This window comes from Pseudomonas sp. GG8, assembly GCF_052976945.1.
This window is the reverse complement of sequence record NZ_JBRIIP010000001.1, coordinates 719,891-741,896: the sequence shown is the minus strand read 5'-3', so window position 1 is coordinate 741,896 and position 22,006 is coordinate 719,891. Positions and strand designations below refer to the sequence as shown.

The following is a 22,006-nucleotide window of genomic DNA, read 5'->3' as shown; positions in this document are numbered from 1 at the left end:
GAATCTTATAAACATCCCTGACTCGAAAACTATACGGTCTCAGCGTTCTTGAGAATCACGTAAAGCTGGTCTTTCAAGGTCAACTTTTCTTTTTTCAGATTTTCAATTTCAAGCTCGGTACCCGACTCAATGCGGGCTTCGATGTTCTTGATGCGCTGATCGAGCTCATTATGCTCATCGAAAAGACGGGAAAAGTGCTTATCTTCAGCTTTCAGGCGAGTAATCAGATCACGGTATTCGGGAAACATAGAAGCTCCTAATTGAAGTGGTGTTCGGGCAATTATCCAAAGCCATCCGTTTGGGTTCCATGATCAGGATCATGCCAACCGCAGATACCCAGAAAATGCCTCCGATTGAAGTGACGCCGGTTCATGGACTGGGGCATCGGCGCCTGACAAACGCTTTACGCGCCTCCTCCAGCCCAATCAACAGCAGGGCAAACGGCAACAGGAACAGCCACACTTCGAACGGCAGTGGCGCGGTACCCAAGAGCGCGTTGCCCCAACGGGTGTAAGTAAAAAGCAGGATCAAGACGATTTCCAGCGCCACACCCCAAAGAATCAGGGGATTGCCGCGCACCCCCGTGTCGAAGACCGAGCGGGTCGTACTTCGACAGAGAAAGACGTTGACCACCTGAAGTACCACAATGGCCGCCAGGCTGCCGGTGGTTGCCTGGTGATAAAGCGGATCGGAAAAAGCCACTGTGTCGCCGAACGTCCAGCCACCACGTTGCAGGACAAAGATGAACGTCGACACGGTTGCCAGCGCTTCAAACAAGCCCAACGCCACATAACCACGCAGGGCAACGCCCAGGTTGAACAAGCGCTCCCCCGGGGGACGCGGGGGGCGCTGCATGATCTGCGGGTCTGGCCGCTCCACCCCGAGGCCGAGCGCGGTCAGGGTGTCGGTGCCCATGTCGATGGCCAGCATCTGCAAGGGCGTGATTGCCAGGGGCAGCTTGACCAGCACAAAGCCGAGATAGGGAATCAGCTCCGCCATGTTGTGCGCCAGGATGTAGGTGAGAAATTTGCGGATGTTGTCGAACACCGCACGCCCCTCTTCGACGGCATTGACGATGCTGGCGAAATTGTCGTCCAGCAGCACCATGTCGGCCACCTCGCGGGCTACATCGGTGCCCGACAGCCCCATCGCAATACCGACATGGGCGCTCTTTAGGGCGGGTGCGTCGTTCACCCCGTCACCGGTCACTGCAACGATCTCGCCTTTGCGCTTGAGCGTCTCGACGATCCGCAGCTTCTGCTCTGGCGCGATGCGGGCACAAATGATTTCGGCCGCGTCCAGCGCCAGTTGCAACTGCGCATCGGACAACTGCAAAAGCTGTGCGCCGGTGAGCACCTGCGGCGCATCCGAGCGTACCAAGCCTATCTCGCGCGCAATCGCCAGCGCCGTGTGCGGGTTATCTCCCGTGACCATGATCACTTTGATGCCCGCAGCCTGGCAGGCGCCAATCGCCCCCGGCACCTCTGGTCGGGGCGGATCCTGCAGTCCGACCAACCCCGCGAGGACCAACGTCTGCTCGACAGGCATCTGCCCCGCTTCCACGTCGCGCCACGCCAGCGCCAGGACCCGCAAGCCACGGTCGGCCATGGACGTCTGCGCCGCCAGGATACGGGCGCGACATTCGTCAGTGAGCGGCGTGATCGCACCATCGCGCCATTGTCCGGTGCACAGCGGCAACACCTTTTCCAGTGCGCCCTTGCACAACAGCCGAGGCCCGTCTGCCATCGCGTACACCACCGACATACGCATGCGCTCCGCATTGAACGGCAGCTCTTGCAAGCGCGCTATCGGACACGTCTGAGGCGCGATACGATTTACCAACTGGAGCATGGCCTGCTCCATAGGGTCGCCCAGGTAGGTCAATGATTCACAAGGACCGGTTTGCTGCAGATCGTGGCACAACCCGGCCACCTGAAAAAACGGCGCATTGGCCTGCGCAATGCCGACGGGCAAACCGTGCTCCAAGTCGCCGTACAGACTGCCATCCAGCCAAAGCGCGGTCACTGTCATCCGATTTTGCGTAAGGGTGCCGGTCTTATCGGTGCAGATCACCGTCGTCGAGCCCAATGCTTCAACGGACGGAAGATGACGGATCAGTACCTGCCGGCGCGCCATACGCTGGGTGGCCAGAACCAGCGACAACGTCAGCGTCGGCAACAAACCTTCCGGCACCATTGCGACGATGAGGCCGATGGTGAAAATGAAATCACTCCAGAAGGGCATACCCAGCACCATTCCGAGGCAGAAAAAGACCACACCGATCCCAAGCGCCAGTATCAGAATACTGCGGCTCAGGAGGGCAACCTCGCGTCGCAGTGGCGAGATTTCTGCACCGCTGGCCTGGGTCAGATGGGCGATGCGCCCGAACTCGGTGTGCATGCCCGTGGCAAAGACCACGCCGCGCCCCTTGCCCGACATGATCGCAGTGCCCGTCAGCACGATATTGCCCGCGTATAGCCAGTCCTCGGCAGCACTGGGTTGGGCATCGCGGGCTTCGGCCGTCGACTCGCCGGTCAGGGGAGCGTTATTGACCTGCAGCGAGAACGCCTCGATCACCCGGCAATCTGCCGGTACCCGGTCACCCTCGGCGAACAGTACGATATCACCGGGCACCAGCGCCTCGGTCGCGACCCGCAGCACCGAGCCATCGCGCAGTACCTGAGCCTGCTGCGGCAGCAATCGGCGTAAGGCAGACAGCGCTTTCCCGATCCGATACTCCTGCCAGAATGAGAATACACCGCTGACCAGAATGACCGCGATGAGGGCATAACCGAGGCGAGCCATGCCTTGCCCCGGAGACTTCCACTCGGCAATGAACGCCAACAGCGCCGCCAGCCACAACACTATCGAGAAGAAATGCACAAACTCCTTCAGCAGCGCCCGCAACCAGCTGCGGCGCCGAGCGTGGGCCATCCGGTTGAGACCGAACTCGCGCTGACGGCGCTGCACCTGCGCCGGGGAAAGCCCCTGCTCAGTGGCTTGCACGCTGGCCAAGGCGTCAGCGACCGACAGCTGATGAATTTTCATGCTCATAGCCCAAGGCCCATAACGTACCGTTTGAGCGTAGCTGCATCGCTGCCAACATGAATGATCGCTAGTGCACCTGAGCGCACATTTTCCACGACGTGGAGCCTCAGCTTCAGGCTGTACATGCGCGTGATCTCCCGCGCATTCCGCAGTCAATTACAAAACTGTCGTCGTCCCTTAAAATGCCCCTATTTTCAGACTCAGCGGGATTCCCATGACACACCAGGCGCCGAAACTCAGCATCGCCGCACAGGCAGGCAAGCCGCACCTGTCGGCCGGGCAAAAGAAATTCAACGCCTTGCTCAAGAAGATCGAAACGCAACGCCAATTACTGGAAGCCTGGCAAAACACGACGTCTCGCTGTCAGCAACGCTGGAACGCCGATTTCAAGCCATTGCTCGATGAGTTTGACCAGCTTGATAGCGAGATGCTGCACTTCCTTGACGACGCCAGCGATCGAGTAAAACTCAGCAAGAATGATCGGCAGACCCTGCAAGAGATCATCTGCGGTCTGGTGACCTCCCTGATGGGCGGAGAACATGACGAAACATTGAAGGCGATTTACAACAAGCACGCGGGCAGTCACTTCGACGTCGACAGGCTTGAGGAGGCCGAGCACTTCAAGACGTCGTTCGAAGAGACGTTCGGGTTCAAGATGGACGATGACGTCGACTTGGATTCGCTGGAGGACATCACTCAATACATTTTTGAAAAACAGGCAGAGGAAGCGGAACAGCGAACACGCAACGCCAAGCCACGCAAGAAATCCGCACAACAGATCCGTGAGGAAGAAGAGCACGCCAACGCCAGCCGATCAGTGCGCGAGATTTACCGCAAACTGGTGAGTGCGCTGCACCCTGATCGCGAAACCGACGCTGTCGAACGAGAGCGCAAGACCGTGATGATGCAGCGGGTCAACCAGGCCTATACCGACAACAACCTGCTTGCTCTGCTGCAGTTGCAACTTGAGATCGAACAGATCGACCAGAGCCATATCAACACGATTGCTGAAGGCCAACTCAAGCACTACAACCGAGTCCTGATCAATCAACTCGATGACTTGCAGCACGAAGTGTCCGAGCTGACGCTGGCGTTCAAGAGGCAGTTCAATCTGCCACCGAGCGATCACATCACACCCGCCAACGTAGCACGCAAATTCCCGAAAAAACTTCGGGAACTGCGCACTGAAATTCAGACATTAAAGGAGCAGCGTGAAGCGCTGGAAGACCCGAGAGCCCTGAAGAGCTGGCTGAAAGAGCAACGTCATGTACTCGATATGGAAGCCTATTTATCTGCCGGAATGCCGGATGACGTCTTTCGTTGATGACGTTGACCCAGGACCGCTGATGAACAGACCTGGGCTTACTTCAAACCCCTAGCTTAATTGAAAGCGTGCGGTGTTATCACTCAGCGCTCGACTGCCCTTGCTGAGCGTGTCGGCCGCCTGATTCACTGCGCGCGCACCGTCCAGCAAGCGCCCTGCCGCCTGATCGACCTGCTGGATATTGCCGCTCACTTCGTCAGCCGTGGCAGCCTGCTCTTCTACGGCGGTGGCGATCTGCGCCAAGGTATCGGTCACACCCTGCACGGCATCGGCGATTTCGCCCAGTCGCAGGCCCAACCCGGTCACCGAAGCCGCATCGGTCTCAGCCTGCCCACACGCGGCGGCCATCAGGTCGACTGCCTGACTTACCGTGCTGCGCAGGCTGTCCACTGTTCCCGCGATCTGCGCAGTAGAGGCCTGCGTGCGTTGTGACAGGCTACGCACTTCATCGGCAACCACGGCAAACCCTCGACCCTGCTCACCCGCCCGCGCCGCCTCGATGGCGGCGTTGAGCGCGAGCAAGTTAGTCTGCTCGGCAATGCCGCGTATCGCGTCCACCACCGACTGGATCTGCTGACCCTGCTCGCTGACCCTCCCCAACGCTGCGGCGGTGTCGCTCAAGCGCAGGTTGAGTTGCTGAATACTGGCAGTGGTTCGTTGACTGTCACGGCTACTTTCTTCGGCCACATGGCGGGTGTGCTGGGCGCTTGTCGACGCCTGCTCGCAACTTTTCGCAACGCCTTGAGAGGTGGCGGCCAGTTGCGTTGCCGCCGTGGCGATCTGACTGATCTGTTGCTGCTGCTCCTCGACCTCATCGAGGGTGCGGTTGGACTGGGTGTTGAGGGTCAGAACCGCACTACTCAACTGCAGCGTTTCGTGATCGACGCTCAACAGACTTGTGCGTAACTGCACCACGGCTGCATTGAGTGCTGTGCTGATCGCTGCCAGCTCATCACGCCCTTCAACCGGCACCTGTACACATAGATTACCGTCGCGTAACGACTGCGCCAGCATTGTAATGCCGCTGGCACTGCGTCGGATCGACGTCTGCAGACAGACAAACAGGTAAAGCGCCGCCAACAGCAAGCAACCAAAAATCGTCGCCACGGGGATAAATTGGCGAACCGACTGGTCATGGTAATAGGCCAGACGCACGTCCAACGAGACCAGAGATTGGTGACGCAGCGCCATCAAATCACCCAGCAAGGCATCGACGCTACGTTCGAAACTGCCGGTATCAAGGTTGATGCTGCCACCGAACAGACCGTTATCAAGCACCTTGAACTCGCCGTCCAGACGCTGTTGGCTTTTACGGTATTGATCAGCCCACGGCTGCAGATCGGGCGAGAGCCTGGCCTCTAGGGAGCCCCCGGTTTTGTTCAATTGCTCGCGGGCATCGCCGAGTCGGCTGCGCAGATCACGCATCTGCAAACGGCTTTGCAGGCTGAACTGACCGGACGCCACCGACGTTTGTCCCACGCTGGCCAGACGTCCGACACGCTCGATCAGATCAGGCGCTTGCTTCGTGGACATCTGCATCAACAGATAGGTTTCCAACCAAGGGTCGAGGATCAACCCACTGTCCTGAGCGATTTGTTCGCGCAAGGTTTGCAGCGCACTCAAGGCGGTCGTGAAGCGCTCATAACCGTCCGGCCACCAGCCAACCGTGCGCAGGGCCGCAGAATCCAGTCCAGTGGCCGCACTTTGTAGCTTCTGGTAACGGTCCAGCGTTTCTGACGTCGCGCCGTCACGGTGCAATTCCGCACCTATCAACGTTAGCGCCTGTCCGATTCCGGGGTTGGCTGCGTCGAGCGCGTCCATGGCGTCGCGTGCCGCAGGGGTCGGGTCATGAAGAATGTCGGCGGCTTTCCAGCGGGCTGTGCGGTCACGCTGAGCGGTCAGCAGGTCGTCCAGCGTTTCCAGCGCCAATAACTGGCTAACACCCGCCCTTTCCCCCGCAATCAGGGCAAGTTTGTCGCGATAATCCAGACCAATCATCCATAGACTGCCGACTAACGGCAGCATGAACAGCAAAAAAAGCAGCTGAAACTTGCGGGCAAATCCAAAACGCCCAAGCAGGCGAATACCCGGTGACAAAAGTGCCTGCATGTCCAACCTCTCATCTGGGCCCCCTGTCATCACTTGTGGTCATGAAGGGTGCTTATACAAAACCGGCAGATCGCCATTTTCAGAGTCGATATCGAAGCAATATCTGGACCGCAGATGCCCGCCTTGGCACGCTCTTGGGATCAATTTTTAAACCCGCAAATCACATATAGTATATTTACTATACTGTTAAGGTATTACTTCCATATTTATCTAGAGTTGTTATATAAAACACGCCGGACATAAGTTGATCCCAGCAGTCTATGCTGAAAGGTCACACCTAAAGAGCTAACAATCAGCCACCGAGTACCTTTACATGTCGATTTTTGAACAAGGGCTAGCCCCTAAGGCTGTCAATCATATTGCCTTGTCGCCGCTCAGCTTCATTGAGCGCACTGCCAGCGTCTATCCTGACTACCCTGCCGTGATCCACGGCTCTATCCGCCGTACCTGGGCGCAAACCTATGCGCGCTGCCGCCGTCTGGCTTCAGCGTTGGCGGGTCGCGGCATTGGCAAGAACGATACCGTCGCACTGATGTTGCCTAACATCCCCGCCATGCTTGAGGCCCACTTTGCCGTACCGATGATCGGCGCAGTGCTCAACCCGCTCAATGTGCGCCTGGATGCCGAAGCGATTGCCTTCATGCTCCAGCACGGCGAGGCCAAAGTGCTGATCACCGACCGTGAGTTCCATGACGTGATCCACGCAGCAATCAGCATGCTGGACCACCCGCCGTTGGTGATTGACGTCGATGACCCGGAGTATGGCGAAGGCCAGGCCGTCAGCGACCTCGATTACGAAGCGCTGCTGGCCGAAGGCGATCCCGCGTTCGCCTGGCAATGGCCGGACGACGAGTGGCAGGCGATTTCGCTGAACTACACCTCCGGCACCACCGGTAACCCGAAAGGCGTGGTCTACCACCATCGCGGCGCTTATCTGAACGCACTGGGCAATCAGATGACCTGGAACATGGGTAACCATCCGGTTTATCTGTGGACCTTGCCGATGTTTCACTGCAACGGCTGGTGCTACCCGTGGACCATCACCGCGATGGCCGGCGTGCATGTGTTTTTGCGCCGCGTCGACCCGCAGAAGATTCTGACCCTGATCCGCGAGCATCAGGTCACCCACTTCTGTGGTGCACCGATCGTGCTCAACGCTCTGGTCAACATGCCTGAGTCGGCGAAGGCTGCCATTGATCACCCGATCAATGCCATGGTCGCAGGCGCCGCGCCACCGGCCAAAGTGATCGGCGCAGTGGAAGAGATGGGCATCAAGGTTACCCACGTCTACGGCCTGACCGAGACCTACGGCCCGGTCACGATTTGTGCCTGGCATGCCGAGTGGGATGAACTGCCGCTCGATGAGCGTGCCCAGGTCAAATCCCGCCAGGGTGTGCGCTACCCGACGTTGGAAGGCGTGATGGTGGCCGACCCGAAAACCCTGGAACCTACACCACGCGACGGCCAGACCATCGGCGAGATTTTCATGCGCGGCAACACGGTGATGAAGGGCTATCTGAAGAACCCGACCGCCACCGCAGAAGCTTTCGAAGGCGGCTGGTTCCATACCGGCGACCTGGCGGTCTGTCATCCCGATGGTTATGTAGAGATCAAGGACCGGCTCAAAGACATCATCATCTCGGGTGGCGAGAACATCTCCACCATCGAGCTTGAGAGCGTGCTCTACCGCCACTCGGGTGTGCTGGAAGCGGCCGTGGTTGCACGCCCCGATGAGAAGTGGGGAGAAACGCCTTGCGCGTTCATCACCCTCAAGGCCGACCACCAGAACGTTCGCGAAGCCGACATTATCAGCTTTTGCCGCGAGCATCTGGCAGGGTTCAAGGTGCCGCGCACCGTGGTGTTCACCCAACTGCCGAAGACCTCCACCGGGAAGATCCAGAAGTTCGTTCTGCGGGACATGGCCAAGAATCTTTAACCCTCGGCCCTTTAAACCTCGATAAGGCCCCTACCAAGCGACAGGTCCGACCTGTCGCTTCGGGGCTTTGCACGCCAAAGTGGCACGGCCATCCAAACGTGCCGTGCAATCCATACGCTGTTCCAACGAGGTTCACGTTATGCCTGAATTCAACGCCCCATTGCGCGACATGCGCTTTGTTCTGCAAGAAGTGTTCGACGCTCCAGCCCTGTGGGCACGCCTGCCAGCCTTGGCCGAAATCGTCGACGCCGCCACTGCGGATGCCATTCTCGAAGAAGCTGCAAAGGTCACCGGGCAACTGATCGCCCCGCTCAACCGTAGCGGCGACGAGGAAGGCGCGCAGTGGCTCGAGGGTCAGGTCAGCACGCCGAACGGTTTCAAAGAGGCCTACGCCACCTACATCGAGGGTGGCTGGGTAGGCCTTTCCGGTAATTCTGACTTCGGCGGCATGGGCATGCCGAAGATGCTCGCCGTACAGTTCGAAGAAATGCTCTATGGCGCCAACTCCAGCTTCGCTTTGTATTCGGCCCTGAGCTCGGGCGCTTGCCTGGCCATTGATGCCCACGCCAGCGAAGATCTGAAAAACCTGTACCTGCCTCCGATGTATGAAGGCCGCTGGGCCGGTTCGATGTGCCTGACCGAGGCCCATGCGGGCACCGACCTGGGCATCATCCGCACCCGCGCCGAACCTCAGACCGACGGCAGCTTTAACATCACCGGCAGCAAAATCTTCATCACCGGCGGCGATCAGGACCTGACCGAAAACATCATCCACCTGGTGCTGGCCAAGTTACCGGACGCGCCAGCAGGGCCAAGAGGCATCTCGCTGTTTGTAGTACCCAAGGTGCTGGTCAACGCCGACGGTTCGCTCGGCCAGCCCAACGCGGTCGGTTGTGGTTCGATCGAGCACAAGATGGGCATCAAGGCCTCGGCCACCTGCGTGATGAACTTCGACGGCGCCAGCGGCTGGCTGGTCGGCGAGGCCAACAAAGGGCTCGCGGCAATGTTCACCATGATGAACTACGAACGCCTGTCCATCGGCATCCAGGGCATCGGTTGTGCTGAGGCGTCTTACCAGAGCGCCGTCGCTTATGCCCGAGAACGCATTCAGAGCCGTGCGCCGAGCGGGGCGGTGGCAAAAGATAAAATAGCCGACCCGATCATCGTCCACCCCGACGTACGCCGCATGCTGCTCAGCATGAAAGCCATGACCGAAGGTGGCCGCGCCTTCGCCAGCTATGTCGGACAACAACTGGACCTGGCTAAATTTTCCGAAGACGCCCAGGAGCGGAGCGACGCGCAAAACCTGGTCGCCCTGCTCACTCCCGTCGCCAAAGCGTTCTTCACCGACAGCGGTCTGGACAGTTGCGTACTGGGCCAGCAAGTGTTCGGCGGCCACGGCTATATTCGCGAGTGGGGTCAGGAACAACTGGTGCGTGATGTGCGTATCGCGCAGATCTACGAAGGCACCAATGGCATTCAGGCACTGGACCTGCTCGGGCGCAAAGTAGTCGCCAACGGCGGCGTCGCCCTGCGTCAGTTCACTCATGAAATTCGTGTGTTCGCCGACCAGCCCGACGCCAAGTATTCCGTGCCATTGCTCGACGCCGTCGAGCGTCTGGAAAACCTCAGCGACTGGCTGCAAGAACAGGCAAAGACCAACCCCAACGAAGTCGGCGCAGCGTCGGTCGAGTATCTGCACCTGTTCGGTTACGTCGCGTATGCCTACCTCTGGGCGCGCATGGCTCAGGTCGCCGAGAGCACGCGCGGCGAAGACGAAGCGTTCTATGGCGCGAAAATCGCCACTGCCCAGTTCTACTTCAGCCGCCTGCTGCCCCGCACCTTGAGCCTTGAACAGTCCATTCGGGCAGGCAGCGCCTCGCTATACGGCCTGGATGCCGAACAGTTCTAACTATTTAGCGTAACGCGGCGCCAGCCTGGTTAGGTGTCCGCGTATTTTTATCGATCTGCCCTCGCCCACTTGGCGAGGGTCGGGGTGACATTCGCCCTATGGAGTATTGAATGCGTGAAGTTGTCATTGTCGCCGCCACCCGTACTGCGGTTGGCACATTCCAGGGCTCGTTGAGCCGCATCCCCGCACCGGAACTCGGGGCTGCGGTGATCCGCCGTCTGCTGGCTGACACCGGCCTACCAGGGCAAGACGTGGATGAAGTGATTCTCGGGCAAGTACTGACCGCAGGCGCCGGGCAAAATCCGGCACGCCAGGCCACGCTAAAAGCCGGACTGCCACATACCGTCCCGGCAATGACCCTGAACAAAGTCTGCGGCTCCGGCCTCAAGGCGGTTCAACTGGCCTACCAGGCCATTGCCTGTGGCGATGCAGAGATCATCATCGCCGGTGGCCAGGAAAACATGAGCATGGCCGGCTACGTGCTGCCAGACGCCCGCACCGGGCTGCGCATGAACCACGCGTCACTGGTCGACAGCATCATCCAGGACGGGTTGTGGGATGCCTTCAACGATTATCACATGGGGATCACCGCCGAGAACCTGGCCGAGCAATACGGCATCAGCCGCGAAGAGCAAGACGCCTTCGCTGCGACCTCGCAACAGCGGGCCTGTGCTGCCATCAACGCAGGGCGCTTCCAGGAAGAAATCACCGCCATCGACATCCCCCAACGCAACGGTGAAAGCGTGCGATTCGAACAGGATGAGCAACCCCGTCCTAGCACCTCCGCGCAAACCCTGACCAAACTGCGACCGGCCTTCAAGCCCGGCGGCACCGTCACGGCGGGTAACTCGTCGTCACTCAACGATGGCGCCGCAGCCGTCATGCTGATGAGCGCAGACAAAGCCTCCGAGCTGGGCTTGCCGATACTCGCGCGAATCGTCACCGCCGCCAGCGCAGGCGTCGATCCGGCGATCATGGGCATCGGCCCCGTGTTCGCTACCGGCAAAGCGTTAAAGAAAGCTGGCTGGACGCTGGCGGATGTCGACCTCATCGAAGCCAACGAAGCCTTTGCGGCCCAAGCCCTGGCCGTAGGACGCGAACTTCACTGGAACAGTGACAAGGTCAACGTCAACGGCGGCGCCATCGCCTTGGGCCACCCTATTGGCGGATCAGGCTGTCGGATACTCGTCACCCTGCTGCATGAAATGGTCAAACGTGACGCCAAAAAAGGCCTCGCCACCCTCTGCATCGGCGGAGGCCAAGGCATCGCGTTGCTCATTGAACGCTAGGCCAGCCCCCATAAACACCCGTTTCACAGGCCCTGCAGCCTAACCGCTTGATCACACGCATAAATTTTCACTAACAACGCTTGACACATATTCGTTATCCGCGAATAATGCGCGCCACTTGGCTACATAGCTCAGTTGGTTAGAGCATAGCATTCATAATGCTGGGGTCCGGGGTTCAAGTCCCTGTGTAGCCACCAAGTACCGGTTTACAGACGTCTACAGCAGTCTATAAACCACCTCAAGAAGCCCGCCTCGTGCGGGCTTTCTTGTGTCTGGGGTATCGCGACTGGACGCCAGCGTTCTGTGGCGTTCACAAATTTCTGTTATCCAGAAAACCCGAAAGTTGATTCTTTAGCGCACCCTCATGCAGGCTTTTTTTGCCCGTCATCATCACGCGGCTTAATCTTTACGGCTTTTACCCCTCAGCAAACTCAGGGCTAATCACTCCAGTGAAGATTCACCGTACCGGTCGACGAACCTTCCAGCACGACGGTACTTCGTTTCTCATGGCCATTCTGGCTGGCGATGATGAGATAGTTATCTGCTGGCAACTTAACGTAAACGATGGGACCCACCTGACTCAACGACACTATAGAGCGGCCTTTGGCAGTCTGAATCACAACATCAACGCCACTGAGGTACTTATTGTCCGGCCCGATGGAGAAGGTGATGTGCAGGTTGTAACCCTTGACCTGCTGGATGGCCTGCGACTCGTCCTGGCCAACGCCACCAGACAGATAGGTGATGCCGTTTTGCTCCTTCGGCTCCAACTGCACAGCCGACATATCAATCGGTACTTCGTTGGCGGCCTGCAGTACCACAGGAGAGAAACTCAACAGCACGGCAAGGGCAACTCTTGAAGGCGTTAACCCACGGACGGAAGTCACAATGAATACTCCTCAGTGTTATGGCCAGATTAGCGTTTGATCAGAGAGATTTTGGTTCCTTCAATGCTGACGCCCGCCATCAACCCTTGCTGATCGAACACAAACGCATACGCATCGTCCTTCAGCGTCGAGCTCGACAGATTTTTTGCGATCCCTTCATCAACCAGGACAACGGTTGGCCCTACGCCAATTTCCCAGCCCTTGGTTTCGCGCACATACTTCACCGCTTTTTCGGTCATCAAGAACAGCACATAGCCGTATGACTGCGCGCCTGCTTGTAGCCCCCATGACCCGGTCACGGAGTTGTAATAGCCCTCCACTTTCGAGCCTCTCAACAACTCGCCTTCACCATAACTGCCTCCAAACACAAGGCCCGCTTTGACAATATTAGGGAATACGAGCACAGCCTTGGCACTGCGCGAAATGGTCTCGGCAGATGGATTAGTTTTGTAGAGTGCTTGTAAGGCCTGCCGGGAGCTTTTATCCAGGTCCTCGGCAGTAGCAGCACTTGCGCTATTCAGGAAGGTCGCCGATGCCAGCGATACGGTAAGCAGGATAATCGAGAGAAAGAACCGGACTGACATTGTCATTGCTGTACTCCTATGGTGGCAATAGAAGGGATGTGACAACAGTATCCGGCATAGACCCTACAGGCTCTGCAGCCTCAGGGTCGTAGTCCGGCGCCATGGGGCCCGCACTACGACCCCTTACGTTGAGAGGCTGGCTCAAGAACGCCATGATCACCATCACCCTAAACATGGCTGTACTACCGGTCATCATCTACCAGCGATCTACTGTTCTCAACGCTGAGTCTAGTTGCTGTGCCACGTTTGCTCGGTAGCAAATACAGCGCCCGACGAATGGCACAGGCTCCGCACTTTCAACGTGGGCGAGCACCCTGGTTAGAGAAATGGGCAAGAGAGATCTTTCTGACGCCGGGCTTGCGGCATTGAACTGCTTGCCCGGCCACGTTGAAATTAACGGTCTTGTTTGGTCGTTGATATGGCTGCGTTGGACAACCCTTTGGCGTTGTGATCGCCCGGCGTGGTGCCAGAAATCGACGTTGCCTTGGACAGCCCACGAGTATTTTTAGAGTGCGCGACGCCAGAAGTGATCGAGCCGCGGTCATCCTTATCGGTAAGGGCATTGCCGATATGCTGACCGCTTACCCCTCTGTCCCTCACGGCCTTTCCATCGTGATCGCTGCTCAACCCGTTGCCCTGCCCATTGCTCCCGGTTCCGCCAGAGTGCCCGCTACCTCCGCTGCCGCTGCTACCGCCGTGACCGCCAGCGCCACCGCCACCGCCACCATTGCCGCCGCCATCTTTTGCATGGGCTGAGGAGATGAACGAAAACTCACCGGGCAGCATGGATATCGCTGAAAACACCATCAGACATGCCGCAACAGCCATGCGCTTTTTTGTTATAAACATGACAACTCCACGAAGTTAAATTCAACGCGAATGTGACAGTTTTCACACGATTAGGTTCATAGCCAAGGAACAACAGAACGTGGTGTGTCTAGCCCGGCCCTGCGCCGGTTTTTTTCCATTTCTGCGACATGCTTTTCACGTCGCGTTCACTCCAGCCTCGCTAAATTTAATCTACTCCTTTGAAGAACTCCCTTGGCCCGCCCTCATCCGCGGGCTTTTTTTTGTGTCGCTTATTCCGTGCCAGGATTAGATCCATCCAAAGCCCCCCAGCACGGCTCCCGCCGCAATCAGCCAGAGCAAGTGGACCTTGGTTCGCCAGACAAGCAAAGCAGCGACCGCAGCCAGCAAGCTATAGCCCCATTCCCTAGCCGGATCGCCGAGCCCGACGATGAGTAACCAGCCAGTCGCCAAGAGCGTTGCAATCACAAAGGGAGCCATTCCAGTCTTGAAGGATCGAACTGCCAACAACTTGCTGTTGCGAGCGATCCAACCAGAGCAGAGATAGCTAACGATCAAAGCGGGGAGCAAAAAGCCCAGCAGGCTAAGCACCAGACCGAAACAGGCCGGAATCAGTGCCGGCCATCCAGCGCCGATCCCACCCACGGAGTTAAGGCCAACGTTCCAACCGAGCAACGCCACAAATAGAACGTTGGGGCCTGGCAGGGCTTGAGCGATGGCCATGGAAGAGGAAAATTGCAAGTCGCTAAGCCAATGCTGTTGATCGACTAAATAGCGGTGCATCTCGGGCGCCGGGCTCATCGGGTTACCCACTGTAAGCAATGAAAGCGAAACAAAATGCAGTAATAACGAGACCCAATCGAAGGCATGCATTGTGACGCTCATTCCGATGGGTCCTCAGAGGCATGACGCTCGCTGCGGACTCTGAAGTGCCGAAAATACGAATAAAGAATGCCAGCGCCCCCAACCCCCAGCAGGACCCAATACAGCGGCCATCGCATAAGTGCAAGCGCCACAAACCCGACGATCACCAACAGGATCGACGCCGTCCAACCCATTGGGTTAAGCCGCAGAGCCGAGAACAAATTCAAGCTGGTTCCCACTATCAGACCGGCCGCTACAGCACTTACGCCTCTGAAAGCGCCTTGAACGAAGGGCAGATCAATCACGTGGGCATACTGGGATGCCACGATAAGAATCAGAATCAAAGGGGCCGCCAACAGCCCAGCCAGTGCCGCGACGGCTCCGCCCAAGCCGAAGTGCCGCCGTCCGAACGCCAAGGCAAGATTCATCACGTTGGGACCCGGCAGGATTTGCGCGACCGCAAATTCTTCGACAAATTGCTCGCGTGTCATCCATTCTTTTTTATCAACCAATACCCGTTGAGCCACAGGCATCACTCCACCAAACCCTTGGAGGGTCAGCGCAGAGAACGTCAGGAAAAGGTCCATCTTCGATTGAGGTGAATGAGTCATCGTGATTCATGCCATGCGTTGTGCTCTGAGCGGCGGCGCCCGCGGGCCGGGCTGATGGCGCAACAATCTGTATTGCGTAGAGCCCGCATTTATTCAAGCTTTACCACATCTGCGACATCCCTTTCACAAGACTTTCACGGTGTAGAACGCACATTGCAGGCTACTCTCTCGTGATAGATTTTTTAGCCCGCCATCGTGCGGGCTTTTTGTTTCTGCAGATCCCGTCAGGAGTCACTGGCCTCGGTGAGATGATGGGGACCTGGATGGGGATGAGCCCGTGGCATCACGGCTGGTTCTGATCGTCCGGCCCGCCGCCTTGCGGCTGGTCCCTCACCCATTGCCAGAACAACTGATAGCCGACCGCCAGCATTACCGGGCCGATGAACAGGCCTATGATGCCGCTGGCGACCATACCGCCCAAGGCGCCGATCAGCACCACCGGCATCGGTACGTTGACGCCACGCCCCAGCAGCAGTGGTTTGAGTACGTTATCGACCAGGCCGGCAACGAAGATATAGATGGCGAACACAATGGTCGCCGTGGTGGCACCCTGAGTGACGAAAACGTAGACGATCACCGGGAGGGTCACCAAGGTGGCCGGTAACTGCATGATGCCTATCAGCAGCACCGCCAAGGCGAGCAGACCCGCACCGGGAATGCCCATGAGCACAAAGCCGACGCCGATCAGCAGCATCTGGATGAAGGCGATACCCACCACCCCCAGCGCCACCGCACGAATGGTGGCGGTGCACAGCTCGGTGATTTGCGGCCCCTTGATGGGACCGGAGATGCGCGAAGCGATCTGCACCGCACTGCGGCTCCCCCCCTCGCCATACGCCATGACGATACCGGCGATGATCAGGGCGCAGAAGAATATGAGGAAGCCCATGCCGACGCCTGCGAGCTTACTCAACAGGGTGAGGCTGACGTTTTTGATTTGCGGTATGAATTTCTGCGTCAAACCGGGCAGGTCGGTGGCCGCTTGCAGCCAGAGACCATGCAGCGGCTTGCCCACCAGCGGCCAATCGGCTATCGAGTCGGCCGGTGGAGAAATATGAAAACTGCCGCTTTTGACCAAGGTGACGACACTCGCCACCGAGTCAGCAATCGAGGTGCCCAACAGGTAAATCGGCACCATGAGGATACTGATGGAGACCAGCACGATCAGCGTCGCGGCACGCCCCTCGCTGTGCCCCATAATACCGATGAGCCTGCCCTGCAGTGGGTAGAGAGTGATCGCCATGATCACCGACCAAAGCATCAGATCGATGAACGGACTGAATATCCGGAAACAGAACATCACCAGTACGGCAATCAGCCCGGCACGAATCAGTACATCGAGCAGACTACGGGAAAACGCCTTCTCGGAGTTGAGCGTGGGCCCCATTGATTGCCTCCTTGCAGACCGTTGCAAAGGTATGAAATCGGTAACATCAGCATAGACACCTCTCAGTAACAACAACATCAAACTCATCCACCGCGAACAGCGCAATCAGTGGCGCAAGTGATACCGGAAAATTGGAGCGAAAAATTCGAGCGTCCCCTTCTCGGCTGCACACCATAGGCTGTGCTTTACTTGATATGAATCAAGGGTGGCACTTCGAGGTAGCGTATGTTGAGTGCGCCACCACCCGTTGACCTATTGTCGGGGATGTATCATGTTCTGGTTTCGCTATCACCAATCAGCGTTCATGCGCTTCGCCATCGTGTTGTGGGTGTTAGCGTTTGGTCTGGCCGCGACCCAGGGATGCCTGACACAGCCCAGCCACAATCCCGCGACAACCCACGTCTCGCTCAACACCGTGCAAGATGACGATAGCCACGACGCCCATCCCCTTGGCTGCATCGAACACTGCGCCGATGCGGCGATTGCCGTGAGCCCTTCACAGCACCTTCAACTGTTTGACCTGTCCAGTTGGACGTTTCTGTTACTGATCCCTGCACTGCTGATTTTTTACCCCGTCAATTCCTCTGCTTTTGCCTTTCTTGCATTGCGGCGCCCTGCCCCTGCCAGACCGCCCGCTCGCCTGATTTTCGTCCGTTTCACTATTTAGACCGACCTTCTGCGCGCCGAATTCCGGCCGCACTTCTTGGCTGCGCCACTCTGGCGCGGCTTTGTATCGCCTGTGTTGCCCTTACCCTTTGGAGATTTGCCATGCATATGTCATTGAAACTGATCCTCGCTGCCCTGCTCATCAGTAGCCCACTCATGGCCTCGGCCGCCGACGAACCACAGCCAGAGCCGTCGTCGACCACGCCAGCTCAAACAAGCGAAATGCCCATGCAGAACAAAGCCATGACTGAGCAAATGCAAAAAATGCAGGCGGCGCACGACAAAGCGGCGGCGGCCAAAACCCCTGCCGAGCGACAGGCCGCCATGCAGGAGAACATGAAGACGATGAAAGACAGCCTGGGCATGGTGCAGAAAAACTGTAATGGCATGGGCATGTCCGGCAACAAAGACGGCATGGGCATGATGAGCATGATGATGAAAATGATGGATCAGCAATCGAGCATGATGGCGATGCCCATGAACCAGTGATCCTGGCGATAGCGTCGTGCATTGAACCTGTGCGACGCCTCACGGGATACCACGTCCTCAGGAGTACAAAAACATGATCAGTTCACCGCACTCAACTGATCCCCCCAACATTTTTGAGGAGTAAACCCGGCGTAGCGTTGCCCATGCGGCTGGTGATCACCTTGTTCTATCTGGCCAGGGAACACACGACCCTATGTTGGGCCTACCGATCCTAAGGAGGCCTGGCGACGCGCTGATCGGCGTCGGTGGCATTCAATGTATTGCGCCTGCGCAAGGTTTCGATGGATTGAGTGACGAAGGCCCTTGACCTTGTCATAGCGACAAGGTTGAGGATAAATCCAAGGCCACAGAAAAAGCCGCATACAGCTGTCCTTCCACGATCAATTTTTTGTGAGGCGTCATCCATGAAAACCGTTGAACTGCAAGTCCAGGGCATGAGCTGTGGCTCATGCGTCAAACATGTCTCCGAATCACTACGCTCACTTGAAGGCGTCAGTGACGTGGCAGTGGATCTACCATCCGGACGGGTGAAGGTCAGCGGCGGTTCGGATAGCCATGCGCTGCTTGCAGCCCTGCAAGACGCGGGCTACCCGGCACAACTGGCGGCAGTGGAAAGTGTAGCCAGTAAAGAAATCTCAGGTTGTGGCGGGAACGGCGGTGGTTGCTGCTGCCGGTAAACGGTCTTTTTAAATTGGAGAGTTCCCATGAATACCAAACTTCGTATCGCTGTTCTTACTGCACTCTTCATGGCAGGCGCAGCACAAGCCGCTGAAGTCATCGACGTTTACCGCGACCCTAACTGTGGCTGCTGCGAGGAGTGGATCAAGTACCTTGAAGCCAATGGCTTTAGCGTGCGCGACCATGTCGAACCCAACATGAGCGAAGTCAAACAGCGCCTCGGCGTGGCTCCGCGCCTGGCCTCCTGTCACACCGCGATGATTGACGGAAAATTCGTCGAAGGGCATGTGCCAGTGGCACAGATCCTTGATCTGAAGAATCACCCCGACCTCGTTGGAATCGCGGTGCCCGGTATGGTATCGGGTTCGCCCGGTATGGAGTATGGCTCGACCAAACAGCCGTATCAGGTGATAGGTCTGACCGATACCGGTAATGATCGGGTAATCGCGGATTACCCAGGCAATTGACGATGACCTTTGGGGGGAACACATGGCGCCCGTCGGAGCGGCCAGATAACAAAAGCTGTTCAATCTCCGCGCGAGCCTGACCGCCCTTGCCAACCTGACTGAAATGTAATCATCCGCGTGCCTGTCATGTGGCATCTTGCTCGCTAAATAGCGGTTGGCAGCGGGTCCCTGAGGCGAATCCGTACCTGCCTGGATTCTGACTTATTGGATACCGTTCATGCATTCCAGAACATCAAGACGTACCTTCGTGAAAGCCTTGGCTGCGGGCGGGATACTCGCAGGCTTTGGGCTGTGGCGCAGTCCGGTGTGGGCGATTACCAGCCCGGGCCAACCGAATGTGCTTGCCGGCACTGATTTCGATCTTTCTGTCGGTGAGATGGGCGTGAATTTCACAGGTACTCCACGCACCGCCATGACCATCAACGGCAGCCTCCCTGGGCCGCTGCTGCGCTGGCGCGAAGGCGACACGGTGACCCTGCGGGTCAGAAACCGGCTCAAGGAAAACACCTCGATCCATTGGCACGGGATTATTCTGCCGGTGAATATGGACGGTGTTCCGGGCCTGAGCTTCCACGGAATCGAGCCAGGTGGCCTGTACGTGTACTCGTTCAAGGTCAAACAGAACGGCACGTACTGGTACCACAGTCACTCCGGTTTTCAGGAGCAGGTCGGTGTCTATGGGCCAATCGTCATTGATGCAAAAGACCCCGAACCCTTCAGCTACGACCGCGACTATGTGGTGATGCTGTCCGACTGGACGGATGAAGACCCCGAGCGGGTCATGAAAAAGCTCAAGAAACAATCCGGCTACTACAACCAACACAAGCGCACCGTCGGCGACTTCATTGACGATGTCAGCAAGAACGGCTGGTCCGCCACCGTCGCAGATCGAAAAATGTGGGCGCAAATGAATATGAGCCCCACGGACCTTGCCGACGTCAGCGGCGCCACCTACACCTACCTGCTCAACGGACAGGCTCCGGACAGCAACTGGACTGGCCTTTTCCGGCCTGGCGAACGGCTAAGGTTAAGGTTCATCAATGGCTCGGCAATGAGCTACTTCGACGTGCGCATTCCCGGCCTGAAGATGACCGTCGTCGCGGCAGACGGGCAGCACGTGAAGCCGGTCAGCGTTGATGAGTTCCGCATCGCCGTGGCCGAAACTTTCGATGTGATCGTAGAACCCACCGAAAACGCGCACACCCTGTTTGCCCAGTCGATGGACCGCACAGGTTTCGCAAGAGGAACATTGGCGGTACATGAAGGGTTTTCAGCCCCTGTACCGCCGCTGGACCCACGCCCGCTGGTCACGATGAGCGACATCGGCATGGGTGATATGGGCGGCATGGACCATGGCGACATGAAGGGCGCTGGCCAGGATTCGATGCAAGGCATGGAGGGCATGGACCACAGCCAGATGGCGGCAGGTAGTGACGACTCCATGCAGGGAATGACGGGCATGGATGGCAGTTCGATCCAGGGCATGAGCGGCATGGGCACCATGGAACCCCACCCAGCCTCCGAAGCTAATAATCCACTGGTCGACATGCAGACGATGAGCCCCACGCCGAAACTCAACGATCCCGGCATGGGCCTGAGAAACAACGGCCGCCGGGTACTGACCTACGCAGATCTGAAGAGCACGTTTCAGGACCCGGATGGCAGGGAGCCAAGCCGGACGATCACCTTGCACCTGACCGGGCACATGGAAAAATTCTCATGGTCCTTCGACGGCATCAAGTTCGAGGATGCCGAGCCGCTTCGTCTCAAGTACGGAGAGCGCGTCAGAGTTGTCCTGGTAAACGACACCATGATGATGCACCCCATTCACCTGCATGGGATGTGGAGTGACCTGGAGGATGAAAACGGTGAGTTCATGGTTCGCAAACACACGATCGACATGCCGCCGGGAACAAAACGCAGCTATCGCGTGACCGCAGATGCCTTGGGACGATGGGCCTATCACTGCCATCTGATGTACCACATGGAAATGGGCATGTTCCGCGAAGTCCGCGTGCAAGAGTAGGAGAACGGCATGAACGTCGACAAAACCGCTAAACCTGTATTCGCCAGCCTTGTGGTTTTAGGGTTGGGCGTGATGCAGCTGCCTTTTGCCTATGCGCAAGCTGAGCCTATGCAAGGTATGGATGGCGGCCAGATGCAGGGCATGGAACCGAGTCCCCCCCAGAAAAGCCGAACGCCGATCCCGGTGCTCACAGACGCTGATCGCGCCGCTGTTTTTGAAAGTCACGCGGGACACCAAATGCCCGACCGCTCGATCAACTCGTTTTTCTTGATCGATCAACTCGAATGGCAAGACGCCGATAAGGGAAGTGCACTGAGATGGGAGGCGAACGGCTGGATTGGCACCGACACCGACCGCCTCTTACTTCGCTCGGAGGGCGAGCGGACCAATGGCGTCACTAAAAGCGCCGAAGTCCAGGCCCTGTGGGGACACGCCATAAGTCCTTGGTGGGACGTGGTAAGCGGCGTGCGGCAAGACTTCAAGCCCGGTGCGCCCCAGACTTGGGCCGCGCTGGGACTGCAGGGCATGGCGTTCTATGACTTGGAAACGCAAGCGACTGCCTACCTCGGCGAGGGGGGCCAAAGTGCACTCAGGCTCAAGGGTGACTACGATATTTTGCTGACCAATCGTTTAATTCTTCAGCCCACCGCCGAAATAAATCTCTACGGAAAAAATGACCCACAAAGAGGTACAGGATCGGGCCTGTCGGATACCGATATCGGCCTGAGGCTTCGTTATGAAGTTCGCCGCGAGTTTGCGCCGTACATCGGCGTGACCTGGAACCGTTCCTACGGGAAGACAGCTGATTACGCCCGAGAAGAAGGCGAAGACCGTAGCGAGACACGTTTAGTACTAGGCGTGCGTATGTGGTTTTAAACGCAATCGACACGTGAAATCCAAACCGGCTCAAACAATAAAACTC

General features: G+C 57.8%; 19 protein-coding genes and 1 tRNA gene. 11 read left to right on the top strand and 9 right to left on the bottom strand.

Annotation, left to right across the window (positions count from 1 at the left end):
* Positions 1 to 29: 29 nt before the first annotated feature.
* Both ACVBEG_RS03675 and ACVBEG_RS03670 read right to left on the bottom strand, forming a co-directional pair.
* On the bottom strand, positions 30 to 248 hold the full coding sequence (locus ACVBEG_RS03675; RefSeq protein WP_322177904.1) for a YdcH family protein: 219 nt from the start codon (positions 246 to 248) through the stop codon (positions 30 to 32).
* Between the two features lie 121 nt (positions 249 to 369).
* Positions 370 to 3,048 (bottom strand): cation-translocating P-type ATPase, encoded by a 2,679-nt coding sequence (locus tag ACVBEG_RS03670; RefSeq protein WP_322278368.1) that lies wholly within the window; start codon positions 3,046 to 3,048, stop codon positions 370 to 372.
* A 214-nt stretch (positions 3,049 to 3,262) separates the two neighbouring features.
* Here ACVBEG_RS03670 and ACVBEG_RS03665 point away from each other — a divergent pair, with 214 nt between their 5' ends.
* Positions 3,263 to 4,372 carry a molecular chaperone DnaJ gene (locus ACVBEG_RS03665; protein ID WP_322278367.1) on the top strand — a complete coding sequence of 370 codons (1,110 nt, stop codon included), beginning with the start codon at positions 3,263 to 3,265 and terminating at the stop codon, positions 4,370 to 4,372.
* Positions 4,373 to 4,423: 51 nt separating this feature from the next.
* On the opposite strand, the gene ACVBEG_RS03660 is transcribed toward ACVBEG_RS03665, so the two are convergent.
* Positions 4,424 to 6,481, bottom strand: a complete 2,058-nt coding sequence (locus tag ACVBEG_RS03660) for a methyl-accepting chemotaxis protein (RefSeq protein ID WP_447107401.1) — start codon at positions 6,479 to 6,481, stop codon at positions 4,424 to 4,426.
* A gap of 313 nt (positions 6,482 to 6,794) precedes the next feature.
* On the opposite strand from ACVBEG_RS03660, the gene ACVBEG_RS03655 reads away from it, so the two are divergent.
* From ACVBEG_RS03655 to ACVBEG_RS03640, 4 genes are all read left to right on the top strand, one after another.
* The gene (locus tag ACVBEG_RS03655) at positions 6,795 to 8,417 is read left to right on the top strand and encodes an acyl-CoA synthetase (protein WP_322177900.1); all 1,623 of its coding nucleotides are present in this window, start codon (positions 6,795 to 6,797) and stop codon (positions 8,415 to 8,417) included.
* Positions 8,418 to 8,556: 139 nt separating this feature from the next.
* The gene (locus ACVBEG_RS03650; protein ID WP_323569353.1) at positions 8,557 to 10,329 is read left to right on the top strand and encodes an acyl-CoA dehydrogenase C-terminal domain-containing protein; all 1,773 of its coding nucleotides are present in this window, start codon (positions 8,557 to 8,559) and stop codon (positions 10,327 to 10,329) included.
* Positions 10,330 to 10,439: 110 nt separating this feature from the next.
* Positions 10,440 to 11,618 carry an acetyl-CoA C-acetyltransferase gene (locus tag ACVBEG_RS03645; RefSeq protein WP_322177898.1) on the top strand — a complete coding sequence of 393 codons (1,179 nt, stop codon included), beginning with the start codon at positions 10,440 to 10,442 and terminating at the stop codon, positions 11,616 to 11,618.
* A 120-nt stretch (positions 11,619 to 11,738) separates the two neighbouring features.
* Positions 11,739 to 11,815 (top strand) — tRNA-Met (locus ACVBEG_RS03640).
* Between the two features lie 240 nt (positions 11,816 to 12,055).
* On the opposite strand, the gene ACVBEG_RS03635 is transcribed toward ACVBEG_RS03640, so the two are convergent.
* From ACVBEG_RS03635 to ACVBEG_RS03610, 6 genes are all read right to left on the bottom strand, one after another.
* Positions 12,056 to 12,505 carry a carboxypeptidase regulatory-like domain-containing protein gene (locus ACVBEG_RS03635; protein WP_447107400.1) on the bottom strand — a complete coding sequence of 150 codons (450 nt, stop codon included), beginning with the start codon at positions 12,503 to 12,505 and terminating at the stop codon, positions 12,056 to 12,058.
* A 29-nt stretch (positions 12,506 to 12,534) separates the two neighbouring features.
* Positions 12,535 to 13,095, bottom strand: coding sequence for a lipid-binding SYLF domain-containing protein (locus ACVBEG_RS03630; protein WP_322278362.1), 561 nt, complete (start codon positions 13,093 to 13,095; stop codon positions 12,535 to 12,537).
* A gap of 387 nt (positions 13,096 to 13,482) precedes the next feature.
* Positions 13,483 to 13,938, bottom strand: coding sequence for a hypothetical protein (locus ACVBEG_RS03625; protein WP_322278360.1), 456 nt, complete (start codon positions 13,936 to 13,938; stop codon positions 13,483 to 13,485).
* A 246-nt stretch (positions 13,939 to 14,184) separates the two neighbouring features.
* Positions 14,185 to 14,769 carry a chromate transporter gene (locus tag ACVBEG_RS03620; RefSeq protein WP_322177894.1) on the bottom strand — a complete coding sequence of 195 codons (585 nt, stop codon included), beginning with the start codon at positions 14,767 to 14,769 and terminating at the stop codon, positions 14,185 to 14,187.
* A gap of 8 nt (positions 14,770 to 14,777) precedes the next feature.
* Positions 14,778 to 15,347: a chromate transporter gene (locus ACVBEG_RS03615; RefSeq protein ID WP_322278358.1), complete on the bottom strand. Its 570-nt coding sequence runs from the start codon at positions 15,345 to 15,347 to the stop codon at positions 14,778 to 14,780.
* A 307-nt stretch (positions 15,348 to 15,654) separates the two neighbouring features.
* Positions 15,655 to 16,758 (bottom strand): AI-2E family transporter, encoded by a 1,104-nt coding sequence (locus tag ACVBEG_RS03610; protein WP_322177892.1) that lies wholly within the window; start codon positions 16,756 to 16,758, stop codon positions 15,655 to 15,657.
* A gap of 271 nt (positions 16,759 to 17,029) precedes the next feature.
* Here ACVBEG_RS03610 and ACVBEG_RS03605 point away from each other — a divergent pair, with 271 nt between their 5' ends.
* The 6 genes from ACVBEG_RS03605 to ACVBEG_RS03580 all read left to right on the top strand — a co-directional run bounded on the left by ACVBEG_RS03605 (position 17,030) and on the right by ACVBEG_RS03580 (position 21,960).
* Positions 17,030 to 17,425 (top strand): hypothetical protein, encoded by a 396-nt coding sequence (locus tag ACVBEG_RS03605; protein ID WP_322177891.1) that lies wholly within the window; start codon positions 17,030 to 17,032, stop codon positions 17,423 to 17,425.
* 101 nt (positions 17,426 to 17,526) lie between these two features.
* On the top strand, positions 17,527 to 17,913 hold the full coding sequence (locus ACVBEG_RS03600; protein ID WP_322278355.1) for a hypothetical protein: 387 nt from the start codon (positions 17,527 to 17,529) through the stop codon (positions 17,911 to 17,913).
* Between the two features lie 404 nt (positions 17,914 to 18,317).
* A complete protein-coding gene (locus tag ACVBEG_RS03595; protein ID WP_322177889.1) occupies positions 18,318 to 18,590 on the top strand; it encodes a heavy-metal-associated domain-containing protein in 273 nt (90 codons plus the stop codon).
* 27 nt (positions 18,591 to 18,617) lie between these two features.
* The gene (locus tag ACVBEG_RS03590) at positions 18,618 to 19,058 is read left to right on the top strand and encodes a DUF411 domain-containing protein (protein ID WP_322177888.1); all 441 of its coding nucleotides are present in this window, start codon (positions 18,618 to 18,620) and stop codon (positions 19,056 to 19,058) included.
* Positions 19,059 to 19,275: 217 nt separating this feature from the next.
* Positions 19,276 to 21,084 carry a copper resistance system multicopper oxidase gene (locus tag ACVBEG_RS03585; RefSeq protein ID WP_323569357.1) on the top strand — a complete coding sequence of 603 codons (1,809 nt, stop codon included), beginning with the start codon at positions 19,276 to 19,278 and terminating at the stop codon, positions 21,082 to 21,084.
* Between the two features lie 9 nt (positions 21,085 to 21,093).
* On the top strand, positions 21,094 to 21,960 hold the full coding sequence (locus ACVBEG_RS03580) for a copper resistance protein B (protein ID WP_322177886.1): 867 nt from the start codon (positions 21,094 to 21,096) through the stop codon (positions 21,958 to 21,960).
* The last annotated feature ends 46 nt before the right edge of the window (positions 21,961 to 22,006 follow it).